Genomic DNA, 15,317 nt, shown 5'->3' with positions numbered 1-15,317 from the left:
AGTTAGCAACCTAGCTATTAGGAGGCTAGATATCATGAGCAGCCGGATCGACGTGCACCAGCACCTGCTTCCGCCGCGGTACCAGGAGGCACTGACGAACAGTGGCCGGACCGCGGGCGGGTGGCCGATGCCCTCGTGGACGCCCGGCGCCGCGATCGCGATGATGGACGAAGCGGGCATCGCGACCGGAGTGCTGTCCATCAGCGCGCCGGGTGTCCACTTCGGCGACGACGCCGCGGCCCGGGACCTGGCGCGCGAGATCAACGACTTCCAGGCGGAACTGGTCAAGGACACCCCTGACCGCTTCGGGCACTTCGCCGTGCTTCCGCTGCCGGACTTCGACGGCGCGGTCGTCGAGGCGGCACGAGCTCTGGACGAACTGCACGCCGACGGTGTCGTCCTGCTGTCCAACGCCCACGGCCACTACCTGGGCCACCCGGCCTACGAGCCACTGTGGACGGAGCTCGCCGCTCGCGACGCCGTGGTGTTCGTGCACCCGGCCGAACCGCCGATCCCCCGCCTCGACGGCCTGCCCAGCCCCCTGCTGGACTTCCCGTTCGACACCACACGCACGGCGCTCGACCTGGTGGCCCACGGCGTGTTCGACCGGCATCCGGAACTGCGGATCATCCTGTCCCACGCCGGTGGCTTCCTGCCCTTCGCCGCGCACCGCTTCACCGGTGCGGCGATGTTCAACCCCGGCACCACCCCGGAGAGCATCATGGCCGGGCTGCGGAAGTTCTACTTCGACACGGCGCTGTCCGCCTCGCCGACCGCACTCCCGTCGCTGTTCGCGTTCGCGGAACCCGGCCACGTCCTCTACGGCAGCGATTTCCCGTTCGCGCCGAAGGAATGGCGAGGCGAGCTCGACCGGTACCTCACCGCCCACGACGGCCCCGGCGCCGAACGCTTCACCGACGTCGACCGCACTGCCGCGGAGGTGCTGTTCCCCCGGCTCACCACTCGCTCTTGACCCGGCTGTCGCGAAGAGGGCCGAGAAGGTTCCCGGGCCTCAAGCTTCTCTGCGCACGACTGCGCTACGGAATGTTTCCGCCTACTGCAGCGCCACGGCAGCGGCATCGTCTACGTCCACCGCGCGACGATCGATCGGGGGCAGCCCGGTTCTTCCCGCGACCGAGAGCCGGCCCGTCTGCTACTGCGGCGACCATCCCGGCTTTCGGCGGGGACCACCTGCTCGTCTTTTAATGCCCGTCGCACAACGACGCGGTCTGCCTCAAGGAGCAGCTTCCGGAACGGTATCGGGACGCACCGCCGATTTGGCAGCACCCGGGCGCGTTCTGGCGGATCCTCCTGCACCGGGACACAACCGGCCCGGCCGGCGACGTCGAGCGGTACCTGCGGCCGCACCGGCTCACCGTCCGCCCGGACGGCGAAGTCTCCGAACGCGGCATCGGCCGCCCCGGATTCAAGATCGGCGGAGTACCGAGCTGGGCGCAGGAGCCCGAGTCCTACCGCTGCGCCTGCGGCACCCGGCTCGAATACCTGTGCCAGGTTCCCGAGAACACCGGCTTCGACAAGCAGCCCCACCAGCCCGGGCAACCCGGCACCTTCAACTCCGCCCAGTACGGGCTGTTCCAGAACTGACACCAGGAAGCTCGGACCGTGGCCGGGCGGTGCCAAGGCTTGGTGCGACTCCTCCCTAGTCCCTTTGACCGATAAAGAGGTGTCCCGGAACCATTCCCGCGCTCGATGTGCGCGCGCCCGATCATCAGCAAGATAGGACGCGTTCACCGCTCGCGACGATCACCGGTTGACCGGAAACGGTGGCGCTCGCGGCATTCCGAGGAGGGAATCGCATGGGAAAGACGTGGTCCGTTGCGCTCGCCATCGGCGTCCTGGGGGCAGGAGCGCTCGCGGGAGTGCCGGCGGGGGCGTCGCCGGGCGGGGTGCGGTGGGGGCCCTGCCCGGCCGACGCCGCGGCGCCCGGCTTGGAATGCTCGACCATCAAGGTTCCGCTGGACTACCAGGATCCCGGCGGACGGCAGATCGACGTCGCGATCTCCCGGCTGGCGAGCAAGAACCCGGCCCAGCGCCGCGGGGTGCTGCTGACCAACCCGGGCGGTCCGTCGGCCGGGCTGAAGTTCCCCGCCGAGCTCGCCGCGGCGAAAATGCCGCAGAGCGTGCTCGACAGCTACGACCTGATCGGCTTCGACCCACGCGGGTTCGGGCACAGCACTCCCGTCACCTGCGACCTGACGCCGGAGCAGCAAGCGGTCGGCAACGTTCCGCCCTATGCGCGCAACGCCGCCGACGTCACGAAACGGGCCGAGCAGTCCAAGGCCATCGCCCGCCAATGCGCCACCTCGAAGTCCGCGTGGATGCTGCCGCACGTCAGCACCGCCGACACCGCCCGCGACATGGACCGGATCCGCGCCGCCCTAGGCCAGTCGAAGATCTCCTTCGCCGGCTACTCCTGGGGCACCTACCTCGGCGCGGTCTACACAACGCTGTTCCCCCAGCGCGGCGATCGGATCGTGCTCGACAGCAACGTGCACCCGACCGGCTGGGACTACGCGAACGACCGGCTCTACGCCCAGGGCTTCGACGACCGCTTCCCGGACTTCGCGAAGTTCGCCGCCGCCCAGGACGCCACCTACCACCTGGGCAGCACGCCCGAGCAGGTCACCGCGAAGTACTTCGAGCTGGCCGCGCGGGTCGACAAGGCACCCGTCCAAGGCATCGACGGCGCGACCTTCCGGATGGCCACCTACGGCTTCCTGTTCAGCAACGCCGGGATGCCGGTCGTGGCCAAGATCTGGCAGGCCATCAACACCGACGGACCGCTCCCTCCGCTTCCCGGCGACGGCACCACGCCCGACGCGGACAACGTCATCTCGGGCCGCTACTACATGATCTGCGCCGATTCGCGGTGGCCGCGGTCGGTGGGCACCTACCAGGCCACGGTGGCGCTCGACCGGCTCCGCCACCCGATGTTCGGCGCGGCGGGGGCCAACGTCCAGCCCTGCGCGTTCTGGCCGGAGCCGGCCGAGGCGCCGGTGCGCGTCGGCGATCGGGGCCCGTCGAACGTGTTCATGCTGCAGAACCAGCGTGACCCGGCGACTCCGCTCGCCGGCGCCGAGCAGCTGCGGAAGGCGTTCGGTGACCGGGCCCGGATGGTCACCGTCGACGCGGGCGGGCACGGGGTCTACCCCTACGTCGGCAACCAGTGCGCCGACACCGCGGCGACCAGCTACCTGACCACGGGCCGGTTCCCGGACCACGACCTCGCTTGCGCGGCCGAGCCCGAGTAACGCGATGATGCCGGGGCGCCGGGTGGTCCGGCGCCCCGGCACCGGTCATGATGATCACCCGGACCACGCAGGAAAGGACAGCCACGAACGTGCTCCCGACCACCGCTCAGCCGCCGGTCCGTGGCCTGGTGATCGCCGAGATCGTGGTCCTGGGCGGCCTGAACCTCGACCAGCTCCTGCGCCACGTGATCCTGCGGGGACCGGCCCCGGCGGGCGAGATCTGCTACTTCGTGGTCGGGGCGGCGCTGGCGGTGCCCGCGCTGCTGCGGCGTCGCTTCCCCGAGCGGACGGCGGCCCTGGCCACGGCGGGGATCGTGCTCTCGCTGGCCTGCAGCGCGATGGGCTTCCTCGTCAAGCCGGTCGCCTCGCTCGACGGCGATCCTGAGACCGTCGCGTTGATGCTCCTGGTCGGGGCGGCGTGCCACCGGCTGCCACGGACCCTCGCCGCCGTGCTCGCGGTGCTCGGCGGGCTGGCGATGGCGTTCGCCCCGATTCTGCGCTACGGCGACTCGCCCGCGTCGCTGACGGTGGCGGTGCTGTGGGCCCTGCTGTGGGGCGGCACCGTGATGGTCGGCCTGATCTTGCGCGACGCCGACGCCCGCCGCGAAGCCGCATTCATGGCTGCCCGCAACCGCGAGCGGCTCGAGCTGGCGAGAGAGCTGCACGATCTGGTCGCCCACCACATCACCGGAGTCGTGGTGCGGACCCAGGCCGCCGGCGTGATCCTGGCCGACGGCCCGGAACGCGACCTGATCAAGGAAATCGAGCACGCCGGCACGGAAGCCCTCGGCGCGGTACGGCGGCTGGTCACGATGCTGCGCAGCCCCGGGCACGCGTCGCCGGTTCCCGCAAGCACGCTGGTCGAAACGGTCAAAGCCGCGGTCGGCGACGACAACAGCGTCACGGTGCGGCTCGCGCCCGGCCTGGCGGATCTCGCGGTCACGCCGGAAACCGTGTCGACCGTCCACCGCGTGGTGCTCGAATCGCTGACCAACGTCCGCAAGCACGCCTCCGACGCCCGCACGGTCACCGTCGCGGTCGAGCCCGCGGACCACGGCCGGCTCCTGCGGGTCGAGGTCGGCAACGACGGGCTCCGCCCGGGCCGCGTGCGCCGCTCGCCGGGCGGGTACGGCCTGATCGGGATGGGCGAACGCATCGCGGCGCTGAACGGCACGCTGACGGCCGGGGAACACGGCGAGCGCGGCTGGCGAGTCCTCGCCGAACTGCCCCTGCCGGACGCCACGGCGGCGGCCCCGCCCCCCAAAGAGGAGGATGCCCGGTGACGTTGCGAGTCCTGCTGGCCGACGACCAGGCCATGGTGCGCGCGGGCTTCCGGCTGATCCTGGAGCGTGTGCCCGGCGTCGAGGTGGTCGGCGAGGCGGAGAACGGCGAGCAGGCCGTGGAGCTGGCCCAGGAACTGCGCCCCGACGTCACGCTGATGGACATCCGCATGCCGGTGGTCGACGGACTCGCCGCAACCCGCCAACTGGCCGGCCCGGACGTCGACGACCCGTTGCGGGTCCTCGTCGTCACCACCTTCGACCTCGACGAACTGGTCCACGAAGCCCTGTGCGCCGGCGCTTGCGGGTTCCTCCTCAAGGACGCCGGTCCCGGCCTCCTGGTGGAGGCGGTGCACGCGGCCGCCAACGGCGAGGCACTCGTCTCACCGTCGATCACCACGCGGCTGCTGGCCCACTTCACCGCATCCTCCGCCCGGCGCCGTGCCCGCCGCGCCGACCCCGCCCTGAGCCAGCGCGAACTCGACGTCACCAAGGCCATCGCGCGTGGCCGGACGAACGCCGAGATCACCCAGGAGCTGACGATCTCCCTGTCGACCGTGAAGACCCATCTCGCGTCGATCCAGCGCAAGATCGCGGCCCGCAACCGCACGGAAATCGCCGTGTGGGCTTGGGAATCAGGCTTGGTGCGCTGAGTTCGAAGCTAGGAGCTGTCCTGTAAGTCATCGGAGCCAGAGCACCCCGGACGTAGATTTTGGTGCTCAGTCCGCCTCGGGTCCGCCCGAGTCCTTCCCCATCGAGGGCTTCGATTCCGTCGCTGTATCCCCTTTCCGGTTTCCACGGCCCATACAGTTCGGGCAGGTCACGCCACGGAGCGCCGTTTATCCATCAACTCACCGCGACCAACCACGTCCGCAATCCAACCGGACCGCAGCTAGATCACAGGACACGCCCTATGTGCCGTGCTCGCCCGCGAGTGCCTGGTAAACCGGCCGGAGCAGCTCGGCGACGTCTTCGCCGCCCGCCGTGATCGTGAAGCGCGGGGCCTGGTCCAGTAGCGCGTCGAACGGCGTTCGCGGCCGGTGCAACGGCGCCGCGCCATCCAAGCCCGGGGCCTGACCACAGTCGAAGAACGTGTCCATGACATCAGTCAGGGCCGGAGACCGATCGTCGGGATCAAGCGGCTCGGCGGAGATCAGCCGGTTCTTCAGCTCCTCAAGCAGCGCCTCGCGGTTCCGGCCGCGCAGCGCGAGGATGGTGAACGGATCCTCGCCGACCCGTGCCACGAGCGCGGAGAACACGGCGTTCAGGTGGCCGCACGGCACTTCGGCGGCCGGGCAGGTGCAGTCCAGTGACACCTCGCGCGCCGACGACGGGAACAACGGCCGCCGGACCGCTTTGAAGATCTGTTCGACGTCACGGGGCAGCTCGCCGCTGAGCAGCTGGACCGTGGCCGACGCTTTGGCGGCGAGCGCATGGGTGATCGTCGCCCAGTCCGCTTTCCCGAACGCCGTCAGCCCGATCCGCACCTGGTAAGGACGGCCGTCCTGCACCTCGGCGTCGACGCGGCCCGCGCCGACCTCCAAGGTCACGACGCGACCCTGGCCGTGCGCGGGCAGCAGGACTCCGATCGCCGTCAACGCCCGGATGAACCGCGTCGGCCACCACGGGAGTGGCTCAGTCATCGATCGCCTCCTCCCCCAAAGCCAGCACCCCGCGCAGCGCGTCCGTGGACAGTTCCGTGAGCCAACTTTCGCCTTCGCCGACGACCATTCCCGCGAGCGCGCGTTTCCGGGTGATCAGGGTGTCGATGCGGTCCTCGATGGTGCCCGGGCAGACGAACTTCCGGACCTGGACGTTCCGTCCCTGCCCGATCCGGAACGCCCGGTCGGTGGCCTGGTTCTCCACCGCCGGGTTCCACCAGCGGTCCAGGTGCAGGACCTGGCTGGCGGCGGTCAGCGTGAGCCCGGATCCACCCGCTTTGAGCGAGAGCAAGAGGATCCGCGGCCCGTCGCCGGCCTGGAAGCGTTCCACGATCGTGTCTCGCGCCCCTTTTGCCAAGCCACCGTGTAAAAACGCGACTTCGGTGCCGAGCCGGTCCGACAGATGCGGCACCAGCATGTGCCCGAATTCGGTGTACTGCGTGAAGCACAGCACTCGATCGCCCGACGCCAGGATTTCCGCCAGGATCTCTTCGAGCCGGCTGACCTTGCCGGAGCGGTGCCCGATCGGGGAACCGTCGTGCAACAGGTGCGCCGGGTGGTTGCAGACCTGCTTGAGTTTCGTGATCGCGGCGAGGATGTTGCCGCGCCGCTTGATGCCCTGGCTGTTCTCGATCTTCGTCATCATCTCGTCGACGATCGCGCGGTACAGCGTGCCCTGTTCGCGGGTGAGCCGGTATTCCTGCCTGATTTCGATCTTTTCCGGGAGCTCGGGCACGATCGCGGGATCCGTCTTCACCCGGCGCAGCAGGTACGGCTGGGTGAGCCGGCGCAGCTCAGCGGCGGTGGCGGTGTCGCCCCGCCGCTCGATCGGGGCCGCGAACCGTTGCCGGAACTCGAACCGGCTGCCGAGCAGCCCGGGGTTGAGCAGGTCCAGCACCGACCACAGGTCCGCCAGCCGGTTTTCCACCGGGGTGCCGGTCAGCGCGAGCCGGTGCCCGGCCGTGAACCGCCGCACCGCCTTGGCCGTCGCGGTGTCGGCGTTCTTGATGGCGTGCGCTTCGTCGAGCACCAGGCGTCGCCAGGTGAACTTCTCGAGTTCGTCGGCGTCGCGGGCGGCGGTGGCGTAGGTCGTGACGACGAGGTCGGCCGTGGCGATCTGCTCGGCGAGCGCCTCCCCGTGCGCGCGGGCGCTGCCGTGGTGGGCGTGGACTCGCAGGCCGGGGGCGAAGTTCGCCGCCTCGCGCTGCCACATGCCGACCAGCGACATCGGGCACAGCACCAACGTCGGCTCGCGCTCGTGGTCTGCCCGCTCGACGGCCTCGAGCGCCAGCGTCTGGACGGTTTTGCCGAGGCCCATGTCGTCGGCCAGGCACGCGCCGAGCCCCAGCGACGACATGAAGGACAGCCAGGCGACACCCCGCTGCTGGTAGGGGCGCAGCGTGGCGCGGAACGACGACGGCAGCTCGACCGGTCGCAGTTCCTGGTGGACCCGCTCGGCCAGGACGTCCCCGACCCAGCCGTCGGCGCTGACGCCGGTGACCGGGAGCGGCGTCTCCTGGCCGAGGTGGACGAGCTCCAGCAGCTCGGCCGCGGTCGGCGGCTGAATGTGCCGGTGCGGGTCGCGGCGCAGGAACTCGAGACCGGCGCGGAGCCGGTCGGCGTCGACGCTGACCCACCGGCCCCGCAGCCGCACCAGCGGGGTCTTCGCCGCGACGAGCTTCGCCAGCTCTTCTTCGCCGATTTCGTGGTCGCCCACCGCGATCGACCAGCGGAACGCGGCCAGCTCGTCGCGGCCCACGCGGCTGCGGGTGACAACCTGTTCGGACGGTGTGCTGTGGACGGAGAGCCGCAGCCCGAGCCGGCGCCGGCCGTCCCAGGTGGCCGGGAGCTGCACCTCGAACCCGGCCTCGATCAGCCGGGTCGCGCCCGAGGTGAGGAACTGCTCGGCCTCTTCGACGGTCAGGTCGTACTCGGACGGCTGGGTCCGGCGCAAGGCCGGCGCCAGCATCGGCTCCACCAGCGCGGCCCGGCCCAGTTCGGCGACGAACAGCTCCCTCGGGTCCCTGACCAGCCCGTTCGCCTCGCCCGACCAGATCTGCCCCGCCGACAGCAGCAAGCTCGGATCGGCTGTTGCCCGCAGCAGGAACTGCAGCTGCCACTTGGTGCCGTCGCCGGTCTGGTCGTCGAGATCGTCCTCGGCCGGCCGGCGCAGCGTGCCGACTTCGGCCAGCCGGAAACACGCCCGGCCGTCGACGACGTCGGTGTCGGCGACCTCGTCCCACTTCGCGACGGCGTCGGCCAGCACACCGAGCTCACCCAGCGGCAGCTCGACGCGGGCAACACCGCCCTGCAACGCGGCCAGCCACACCCCGGCCGCGCCCCGGCCCCCGCGCAGGTCGACGGGCGGATCGGCCCGCGCCAGGAGGTCCCGGACCGCCGCGTCGACCAGGGTGTGGAGGGCATCGGTGACAAGCGCGCGCGGCGACGCCCCGGTGAGCGGCGCGATCTGCTCGGCCCGCCCGACCGGCGGCATGGCCTCGACCAGCGCGTCGAACGCGACGAAGTCCACGCCCTGCAGCACCGGGCGCCACCGGGCCTCTGCCGCATCACCCTGACGGATCAGCGTCGGCAAGACCCGCCCCCGCCGCACCAGATCCGCGGCCAGGTGGGCCACCGCGCGCAGGTACGTGACCGAAGCGCCGTACGAGGCCGAGTCGTCGAGGTCGTCCAGCTCGGTCGCGTCCACGACCAACGCCGGCACCGACCACGGCCGCAACGACGGCGCCGGGCCACGCCGCTTCGCCGGCTCGGAGGAGGCAAGCGGCCGGTTCACCCGCGACGGCAGCAGCAAGGTCACCGAGGTGGGCTTGCCGGGATGCAACGCGGTCAGCTGCGCGCTGGAGACCGCGAACGGATGCGGAAGCGCGATCCGCGCCGAACGGCTCGACGTGCCGGCCGGGCCCCGGTCGTGCTCCGCCCAGAGCAGCAGCCCCCGGCCCGGCGACCACAGAGCGTGCACCAAGGGCAAGGTCTGAGGCTCCTTCGTCCGATCCGGGTTCCCCGCAGATCGTCGCACGGCAGGCCGAGAGATCGCCGGTCAGGCGCGGTCGTGCAGGGTCACCTGGTAGCCGTCAGGGTCGGCGAAGGTGAACGTCCGGCCGAAGGGGCCGTCGATCGGTGCGGAGACGATCGTGTGGCCGTCGGCGGCGAGAGCGTCGTGAATGGCCTGGACATCGGTGGCGTGGAGCCAGATCGCGGCGCCGATGCCGGGCTGGGGCACGGAGGCGAGATCGGTGCCGGGAATGACGTCGCGGAGCGCAAACGCGATCGGCTTCGTCTCGAAGACGACGGCGTGCGGAGGCCCGGCCGGCGAACGGACGAGGCCGAGGTACTGCTCGTAGAACTTCTGCGAAGCGCCGAGGTCGCGTGCTTGGAGCGAAATGAAGTCGGGGCCGGTGGCGGGCATGGTCATGCTCCTTCTTTTTGTGTCAGTCTTCTGACACGCGTCAACCTATGTCAGAATGCTGACATGAGTCAAGACGGTGCCGGCGTCGACCTGGAGACGTCACTGGGCTACCTGCTGAAAGAGGCGTCGAGCGCGCTGCGCGTGGCGATGGAGGAGGTGCTGCGACCGCTCGGGATGACCGTGACGCGCTACTCCTGCCTCGAACTGCTGGCGCAACGCCCGGGCCTGTCGAACTCCGAGCTCGCCCGGGGCGCGTTCGTCACCCGGCAATCGATGAACGTGCTGCTCCAGGCCCTGGAACGAGAGGGCTGCGTGACCAGGCCCGCGGAGGCGCCCGTCGGGAAGGTCCTCCCCACCCGGCTCACGCCTCGCGGCCGGCGCCTCCTCGAGAAGGCGACCGTGGCGGTCCGGTCCGTCGAGGTCAGGATGCTGGCCGGGTTGACCGAGTCCGAGCAGTCGGGCGCGTTCCGGATCCTGCAGAGCATGGTCCGTTCCTTGCGCGACGACAACAACGGCGCATAGCCCTCAGAGCACTATCTTGCTCGCTTCGGTACGAAAATTTCAGAAATCAGTTCGAGTATTGCCACTTCTTGGCCGGAAGCCTACAGTCCGTTCACCGGCAGACGTACTCGTGCAGCGTGGCGGGAGGAACGGGCATGGCGATCTCGCGCAGGACGTTCATCGGCTCGGCCGCGGCCGCTTCGGCCTGGGGTGCGCTCTCCCTCGCCGGGGCACGTGAGGCCGCCGCGGCGAGCCCGCCCGGGGACGTCGTCGGCAAGATCACCGTCGGGTACCAGGGCTGGTTCGCCTGCGCCGGCGACGGCGCGCCGATCAACGGCTGGTGGCACTGGAGCCAGGACTGGGGCCGGACGCCGTCGCCGGCCAACAACGTCATCAAGGCCTGGCCGGACATGCGTGAGTACACCCGCACCTACCCGACGGCCTACAACAACCTCGGCAACGAGCAGCCGGCCACGCTCTTCTCTTCCTACGACCAGCAAACCGTCGACACGCACTTCCGGTGGATGCAGGAAAACGGCTGCGACACCGCCGCGCTACAGCGCTTCAACCCCAACAGCAGCGAAGGCCCGACACGCGACGCGATGGCCGCCAAGGTCCGCAGCGCCGCCGAGGCGCATGAGCGGAAGTTCTACATCATGTACGACGCCACCGGCTGGGCGAACATGCAGCCGGAGATGAAAGCCGACTGGACGACGAAGATGTCGGCGCACACCGCGTCGCCTGCCTACGCGCGCCAGAACGGCAAACCGGTCGTCTGCATCTGGGGCTTCGGGTACAACGACGGCAACCACCCGTGGGACGCCGGCACCTGCCTCGACGTCGTGAACTGGTTCAAGGGCCAGGGTTGTTACGTCATCGGGGGTGTGCCGCGCGAATGGCGGACCGGCGACGGCGGGTCGCGGCCGGGCTTCGGCGACGTCTACCACGCCTTCAACATGATTTCGCCGTGGATGGTCGGGGCGATCAGCGACGCCGCGGGCTCGGACTGGATGTACCAGAACCTGAACGTGCCCGACCAGGCCGACTGCGCCGCCCACGGCATCGACTACCAGCCGTGCGTGCTGCCCGGCGACGTCTCCGGCCGGCAGCGCGCCCACGGCGACTTCATGTGGCGGCAGTTCTACAACATGGTGCGCGCCGGCGCGCAGGGCATCTACATCTCGATGTTCGACGAATACGGCGAAGGCAACCAGATCGCGAAGACCGCCGAAACCGCCGCCATGTCCCCCGTCGGCGCCGGCCTGCTCGCCCTCGACGAAGACGGGACCGCGTGCTCGTCGGACTACTATCTGCGGTTGACCGCCGACGGCGGCCGCATGCTCAAAGGCCGGCTTCCGCTGACCGCGACCCGGCCGACGCCGTCGACGCTGACCACCGGCGGCTCGACCGACCTGGCACGCGGCCGCGCCACCACCGAAAGCAGCCACACCCAGGGTTATGGCGCGGGCAATGCCGTCGACGGGAACCCCGACAGCTACTGGGAAAGCGCGAACAACGCGTTCCCCCAGTGGATCCAGGCCGACCTCGGCGCGGCGACGGCGGTGACGCGGGTCGTGGTGGCCCTGCCACCCTCGAGCGCGTGGGGCGCCCGGACGCAGACCTTGGCCCTGTCCGGTTCTTCCGACGGCACCACGTTCGGCACCCTCGTCCCCGCGACGGGATACGTGTTCGATCCGGCGCGGGGCAACAGCGTCACCATCACCGTCCCTGCCGGCAGCCCCCGCTTCCTCCGCCTGACCTGCACCGGCAACACCGGGTGGCCGGCCGGCCAGGTCGCCCGGTTCGAGGCCTACAGCTGAGTTCGCGGCCGGGCCCGAAAAAGTTCAGGATCGATTCAGTAACTTCTGCTAGTCTCCCCGATGCTTTCGCGGCTCACCGTGGCGCCGCGCCCTGCAGCCGCTGCGCCGTGGTCGTTCCGGACCCGGTGTTCCGGCGCGAACTCATCGAGGAGCGAAATGACTGCCATCGTCCGGGTCCACGGCCGCCAGGTCCTCGACAGCCGGGGCAACCCGACCGTCGAGGTCGACGTCGAGCTGGCGGACGGTTCACTCGGCCGCGCCGCCGTGCCCTCCGGCGCGTCCACCGGGACCCGGGAAGCGGTCGAACTGCGCGACGGGGACAAGTCGCGCTTCCACGGCAAAGGGGTGCGCAAGGCGATCGACGCGGTCAACACCGAAATCGCCGACGCGATCGTCGGTCTCGACGCCGAAGCCCAGACCGAGGTCGACCGCGCGCTGATCGCGCTCGACGGGACCGCGAACAAGGCCCGGCTCGGCGCGAACGCCACCCTCGGGGTCTCGCTCGCCGTGGTCAAGGCGGCCGCGGCCGCGTGCGAGCTGCCGCTCTACCGCTACGTCGGCGGTGTGTTCGCCCACCTGCTCCCGATGCCGATGATGAACATCATCAACGGCGGCGCGCACGCCGACAACCCGATCGACTTCCAGGAGTTCATGATCGGCCCGGTCGGCGCCGAGACGTTCGCCGACGCCGTGCGCATGGGCTCCGAGGTCTTCCACACCCTGCGCAAGTCGCTGCACGAAGCGGGGCACAGCACCAACGTCGGCGACGAAGGCGGCTTCGCGCCGAACCTCAGCTCCGCCGACGAGGCGCTCGAGTTCGTCCTGCGCGCGGTCGAGAAGTCCGGCTACACCCCCGGCGAGGACATCGCGCTGCTGCTCGACCCGGCCGCGTCCGAGTTCTACACCGGCGAGGTCTACGACTACACCGGCGAAGGCCGCAAGCGCAGCGTCGAGGAGCACGTCGCCTACCTCGCGGACCTGACCGCCCGCTACCCGATCGTCTCCATCGAGGACGGCCTGGCCCAGGACGACTTCGCCGGCTGGAAGCAGCTCACCGACCAGATCGGCGACCGCGTCCAGCTCGTCGGCGACGACCTGTTCTGCACCAACGTGGAAATCCTCAAGGACGGCATCAACCGCGGCATCGCCAACTCGATCCTGATCAAGGTCAACCAGATCGGCACCCTCACCGAGACGCTCGACGCCGTCGAAACCGCGCACAAGGCCGGCTACTCGGCCGTCATGTCCCACCGGTCCGGGGAAACCGAGGACACCACGATCGCCGACCTGGCCGTGGCCACCAACTGCGGCCAGATCAAGACCGGGTCGCTGTCCCGATCCGACCGCACGGCCAAGTACAACCAGCTCATCCGCATCGAAGAAGAGCTCGGCGCCGAAGCCCGCTACGCCGGCACGAGCACCATCAGCGGCCGCCGCTGACGCGCTGTCGCGGGCGTGGTGCCGCCACGCCCGCGACAGCCATCAGGTCGGCGTGCAACCGGGCAGCCGGGCACTTCCGTCCTCGGAGCGTGCCCATGCGAAGACTGCCCGCGCTGTCCGGTGTCCTGCTCCTCGTTGCCACCGTCGCGGCGTGCGGCCGCGCGGAACCGGGGGCCGGGCCGGCGCTGTGCTCCCCCACTTACGAACCCCGGGAGCTAGTGAGCCGCGGCCCCGTTCAGCCGTCGCTGCCGTCCATCTCCGGCCGGCCGGAGATGCACCCGCCGGGCGAAACCCGCACCACCGACGCGGCCACGATCAAGAAGATCGCCGCCGCCGCGTGCTCGCTGCCGACCCCGCCGCAGGACCTGGCCTGCACCCTCGAGCTCGGACCGAGTTACGAACTCCGCTTCCTCGACACCCAGGGCCGGACGACCACCGTCACCGCCGCCGGTTTCGGCTGCCAGTTCGTCGAAGGGCTGGGCTCCCGCCGGTACGACGCGAAGCCGCTCTGGGAAGCCCTGGCCGCGGCCGGCCTCCCCGCGCCGCCACCTCGATGACCGCCGTGAAGGAATCTGATCAGGGGCCGAGCAGCGAAGTCACCAGGGCGTCCGCGATCTCGCGCAGGTCCGCCGGCCCGTGGCCGACCCGTTCCATCACCGCGAGCCCCCGGGTGGTGGTGACCACGAGCCGGGCCGCGGCGCGCGGGGCCACCGCCGGGGTCACGCCGTCGTCGATCGCGGCGAGCCCGTCGTGGACCACGGTTTCCAGCTCGTCGAGCATCACCCGGACGGCGGCTTCGGCACGCGGGGACTCGGTCGCCGCTTCGATGGCCGTCCGGGTCGACAGGCAGCCTCGCGACGGGGAGCCGGCCGAGAACGTGGTGACGCAGTAGTCGAAGAAGGCCAGCAGGGCGGCCCGCTTGCCCGGGCGGTCGAGCGCTTCGGCCGCGCCGGCCAGGAACCGGCCCGCGTATTCCTGGAAGGCGCGCACGAAGATCTCTTCCTTGCCGCCGTAGGCGTGGTAGAGCGAACCGCGCTGGACGCCGGTGCCGGCCGCGAGGTCGAGCATCGACGTCGCCCGGAAGCCCCGCGCCTGGAACACGTCCAGCGCGCGGCCGAGCGCGACCCGCTCGTCGAACTGCCGTACGCCCGCCATGGAATCCCTTCCGCCGATCGGTGATCCACCCTAACTCGCGGTCTCCCGCACCAGGAGGCCGCCGACCAGCCGGCCGAGGGCGGCGGCCGGCAGGATCGCGGGCAGCAGGTCGAGCCCACCCAGCTCGACCGCCAGCACAACGGCGGTGACGGGAGCCCGCCCGGCCGCGGCCAGGCACGCGGCCATCCCCGCGACGGCACCACCGGCCACCGGAACGGCGGCTCCCACCGCGGCCCCGACGACCAGCGTGGGGCCGATGGTGCCCCCGACCCCACCGGCGGCGAAGGTCACGCTCGTCGTGACGATCTTGCCGGCCGCGAGGAGGAGCAGTCCGGTTTGGCCGGTCCCGTCCGAGAGGCCGGCGAACAGGTCGGGTCCGGCGCCGCCGATGCCGGGGATCGCCCACAGGACCGGCCCGGCGACCAGGCCTCCAACCACGGGCCACCACCACGGCCGGCTGGGGTGCCGCTCGGCGAGCCATCGGTGGCCGGTAGCCGCCGGTTCTGCGCGCACCACCGGAAACCACCGGCCAACGACGGACCGCCCAACCCAAACCGACCTACTGACGCGCCGCCCGACGAGCCGCCGACCTCGGACAACCGCCAGCTCTGCGCGCGCCGGAAACCACCGCCCCGCACCCCACCGCCGAACCCACCGGCCAACGAGGGACCGCCCAACCCAAACCGACCTACTGACGCGCCGCCCGACGAGCCGCCGACCTCGGACAACCGCCAGCTCTGCGCGCGCCGGAAACCACCGCC

The 15,317-nt window shown here is 70.7% G+C and carries 13 protein-coding genes; 8 read left to right on the top strand and 5 right to left on the bottom strand.

Annotated elements, in window-relative coordinates; genetic code table 11:
* Positions 1–34 precede the first annotated feature (34 nt).
* The 4 genes from ACIA5G_RS30620 (at position 35) to ACIA5G_RS30605 (ending at position 5,205) form a co-directional block, all read left to right on the top strand.
* Positions 35–973 (top strand): amidohydrolase family protein, encoded by a 939-nt coding sequence (locus ACIA5G_RS30620; protein WP_395929393.1) that lies wholly within the window; start codon positions 35–37, stop codon positions 971–973.
* 844 nt (positions 974–1,817) lie between these two features.
* Entirely contained in the window at positions 1,818–3,272 is a 1,455-nt protein-coding gene (locus tag ACIA5G_RS30615) for an alpha/beta hydrolase (RefSeq protein WP_395929391.1), read from the top strand.
* 89 nt (positions 3,273–3,361) lie between these two features.
* Positions 3,362–4,555, top strand: a complete 1,194-nt coding sequence (locus ACIA5G_RS30610; protein WP_395929389.1) for a sensor histidine kinase — start codon at positions 3,362–3,364, stop codon at positions 4,553–4,555.
* On the top strand, positions 4,552–5,205 hold the full coding sequence (locus ACIA5G_RS30605; protein WP_395929387.1) for a response regulator: 654 nt from the start codon (positions 4,552–4,554) through the stop codon (positions 5,203–5,205). The genes ACIA5G_RS30610 and ACIA5G_RS30605 overlap by 4 nt, the downstream gene beginning before the upstream one ends.
* 258 nt (positions 5,206–5,463) lie before the next feature.
* Here the strand turns inward: ACIA5G_RS30605 and ACIA5G_RS30600 are convergent, their stop codons facing one another.
* The 3 genes from ACIA5G_RS30600 to ACIA5G_RS30590 form a co-directional block, all read right to left on the bottom strand.
* Positions 5,464–6,195: a hypothetical protein gene (locus ACIA5G_RS30600; RefSeq protein ID WP_395929385.1), complete on the bottom strand. Its 732-nt coding sequence runs from the start codon at positions 6,193–6,195 to the stop codon at positions 5,464–5,466.
* Positions 6,188–9,202, bottom strand: a complete 3,015-nt coding sequence (locus ACIA5G_RS30595; protein ID WP_395929383.1) for a DEAD/DEAH box helicase — start codon at positions 9,200–9,202, stop codon at positions 6,188–6,190. The genes ACIA5G_RS30600 and ACIA5G_RS30595 overlap by 8 nt, the downstream gene beginning before the upstream one ends.
* A gap of 69 nt (positions 9,203–9,271) precedes the next feature.
* On the bottom strand, positions 9,272–9,640 hold the full coding sequence (locus ACIA5G_RS30590; RefSeq protein ID WP_395929381.1) for a VOC family protein: 369 nt from the start codon (positions 9,638–9,640) through the stop codon (positions 9,272–9,274).
* Positions 9,641–9,703: 63 nt separating this feature from the next.
* Between ACIA5G_RS30590 and ACIA5G_RS30585 the strand changes: the two genes are divergently transcribed.
* From ACIA5G_RS30585 to ACIA5G_RS30570, 4 genes are all read left to right on the top strand, one after another.
* A complete protein-coding gene (locus ACIA5G_RS30585; protein ID WP_395929379.1) occupies positions 9,704–10,162 on the top strand; it encodes a MarR family winged helix-turn-helix transcriptional regulator in 459 nt (152 codons plus the stop codon).
* Positions 10,163–10,296: 134 nt separating this feature from the next.
* Positions 10,297–11,961, top strand: coding sequence for a discoidin domain-containing protein (locus tag ACIA5G_RS30580; protein ID WP_395929377.1), 1,665 nt, complete (start codon positions 10,297–10,299; stop codon positions 11,959–11,961).
* 156 nt (positions 11,962–12,117) lie between these two features.
* Positions 12,118–13,401 (top strand): phosphopyruvate hydratase, encoded by a 1,284-nt coding sequence (gene eno / locus ACIA5G_RS30575; RefSeq protein WP_395929375.1) that lies wholly within the window; start codon positions 12,118–12,120, stop codon positions 13,399–13,401.
* Between the two features lie 95 nt (positions 13,402–13,496).
* Positions 13,497–13,958 (top strand): hypothetical protein, encoded by a 462-nt coding sequence (locus ACIA5G_RS30570; RefSeq protein WP_395929373.1) that lies wholly within the window; start codon positions 13,497–13,499, stop codon positions 13,956–13,958.
* A gap of 19 nt (positions 13,959–13,977) precedes the next feature.
* Here ACIA5G_RS30570 and ACIA5G_RS30565 read toward each other — a convergent pair whose 3' ends face one another.
* Together ACIA5G_RS30565 and ACIA5G_RS30560 are read right to left on the bottom strand one after the other, a co-directional pair.
* Complete coding sequence (locus tag ACIA5G_RS30565; RefSeq protein ID WP_395929371.1) at positions 13,978–14,556, bottom strand: TetR/AcrR family transcriptional regulator; 579 nt, start codon at positions 14,554–14,556, stop codon at positions 13,978–13,980.
* A gap of 30 nt (positions 14,557–14,586) precedes the next feature.
* Complete coding sequence (locus ACIA5G_RS30560) at positions 14,587–15,069, bottom strand: chloride channel protein (RefSeq protein ID WP_395929369.1); 483 nt, start codon at positions 15,067–15,069, stop codon at positions 14,587–14,589.
* Positions 15,070–15,317 lie beyond the last annotated feature (248 nt).

Source organism: Amycolatopsis sp. NPDC051758 (genome assembly GCF_044453095.1).
Taxonomy (GTDB): domain Bacteria; phylum Actinomycetota; class Actinomycetes; order Mycobacteriales; family Pseudonocardiaceae; genus Amycolatopsis.
The sequence above is the reverse complement of the archived record's forward strand: the minus strand, read 5'-3'. Positions and strand labels throughout refer to the sequence as shown.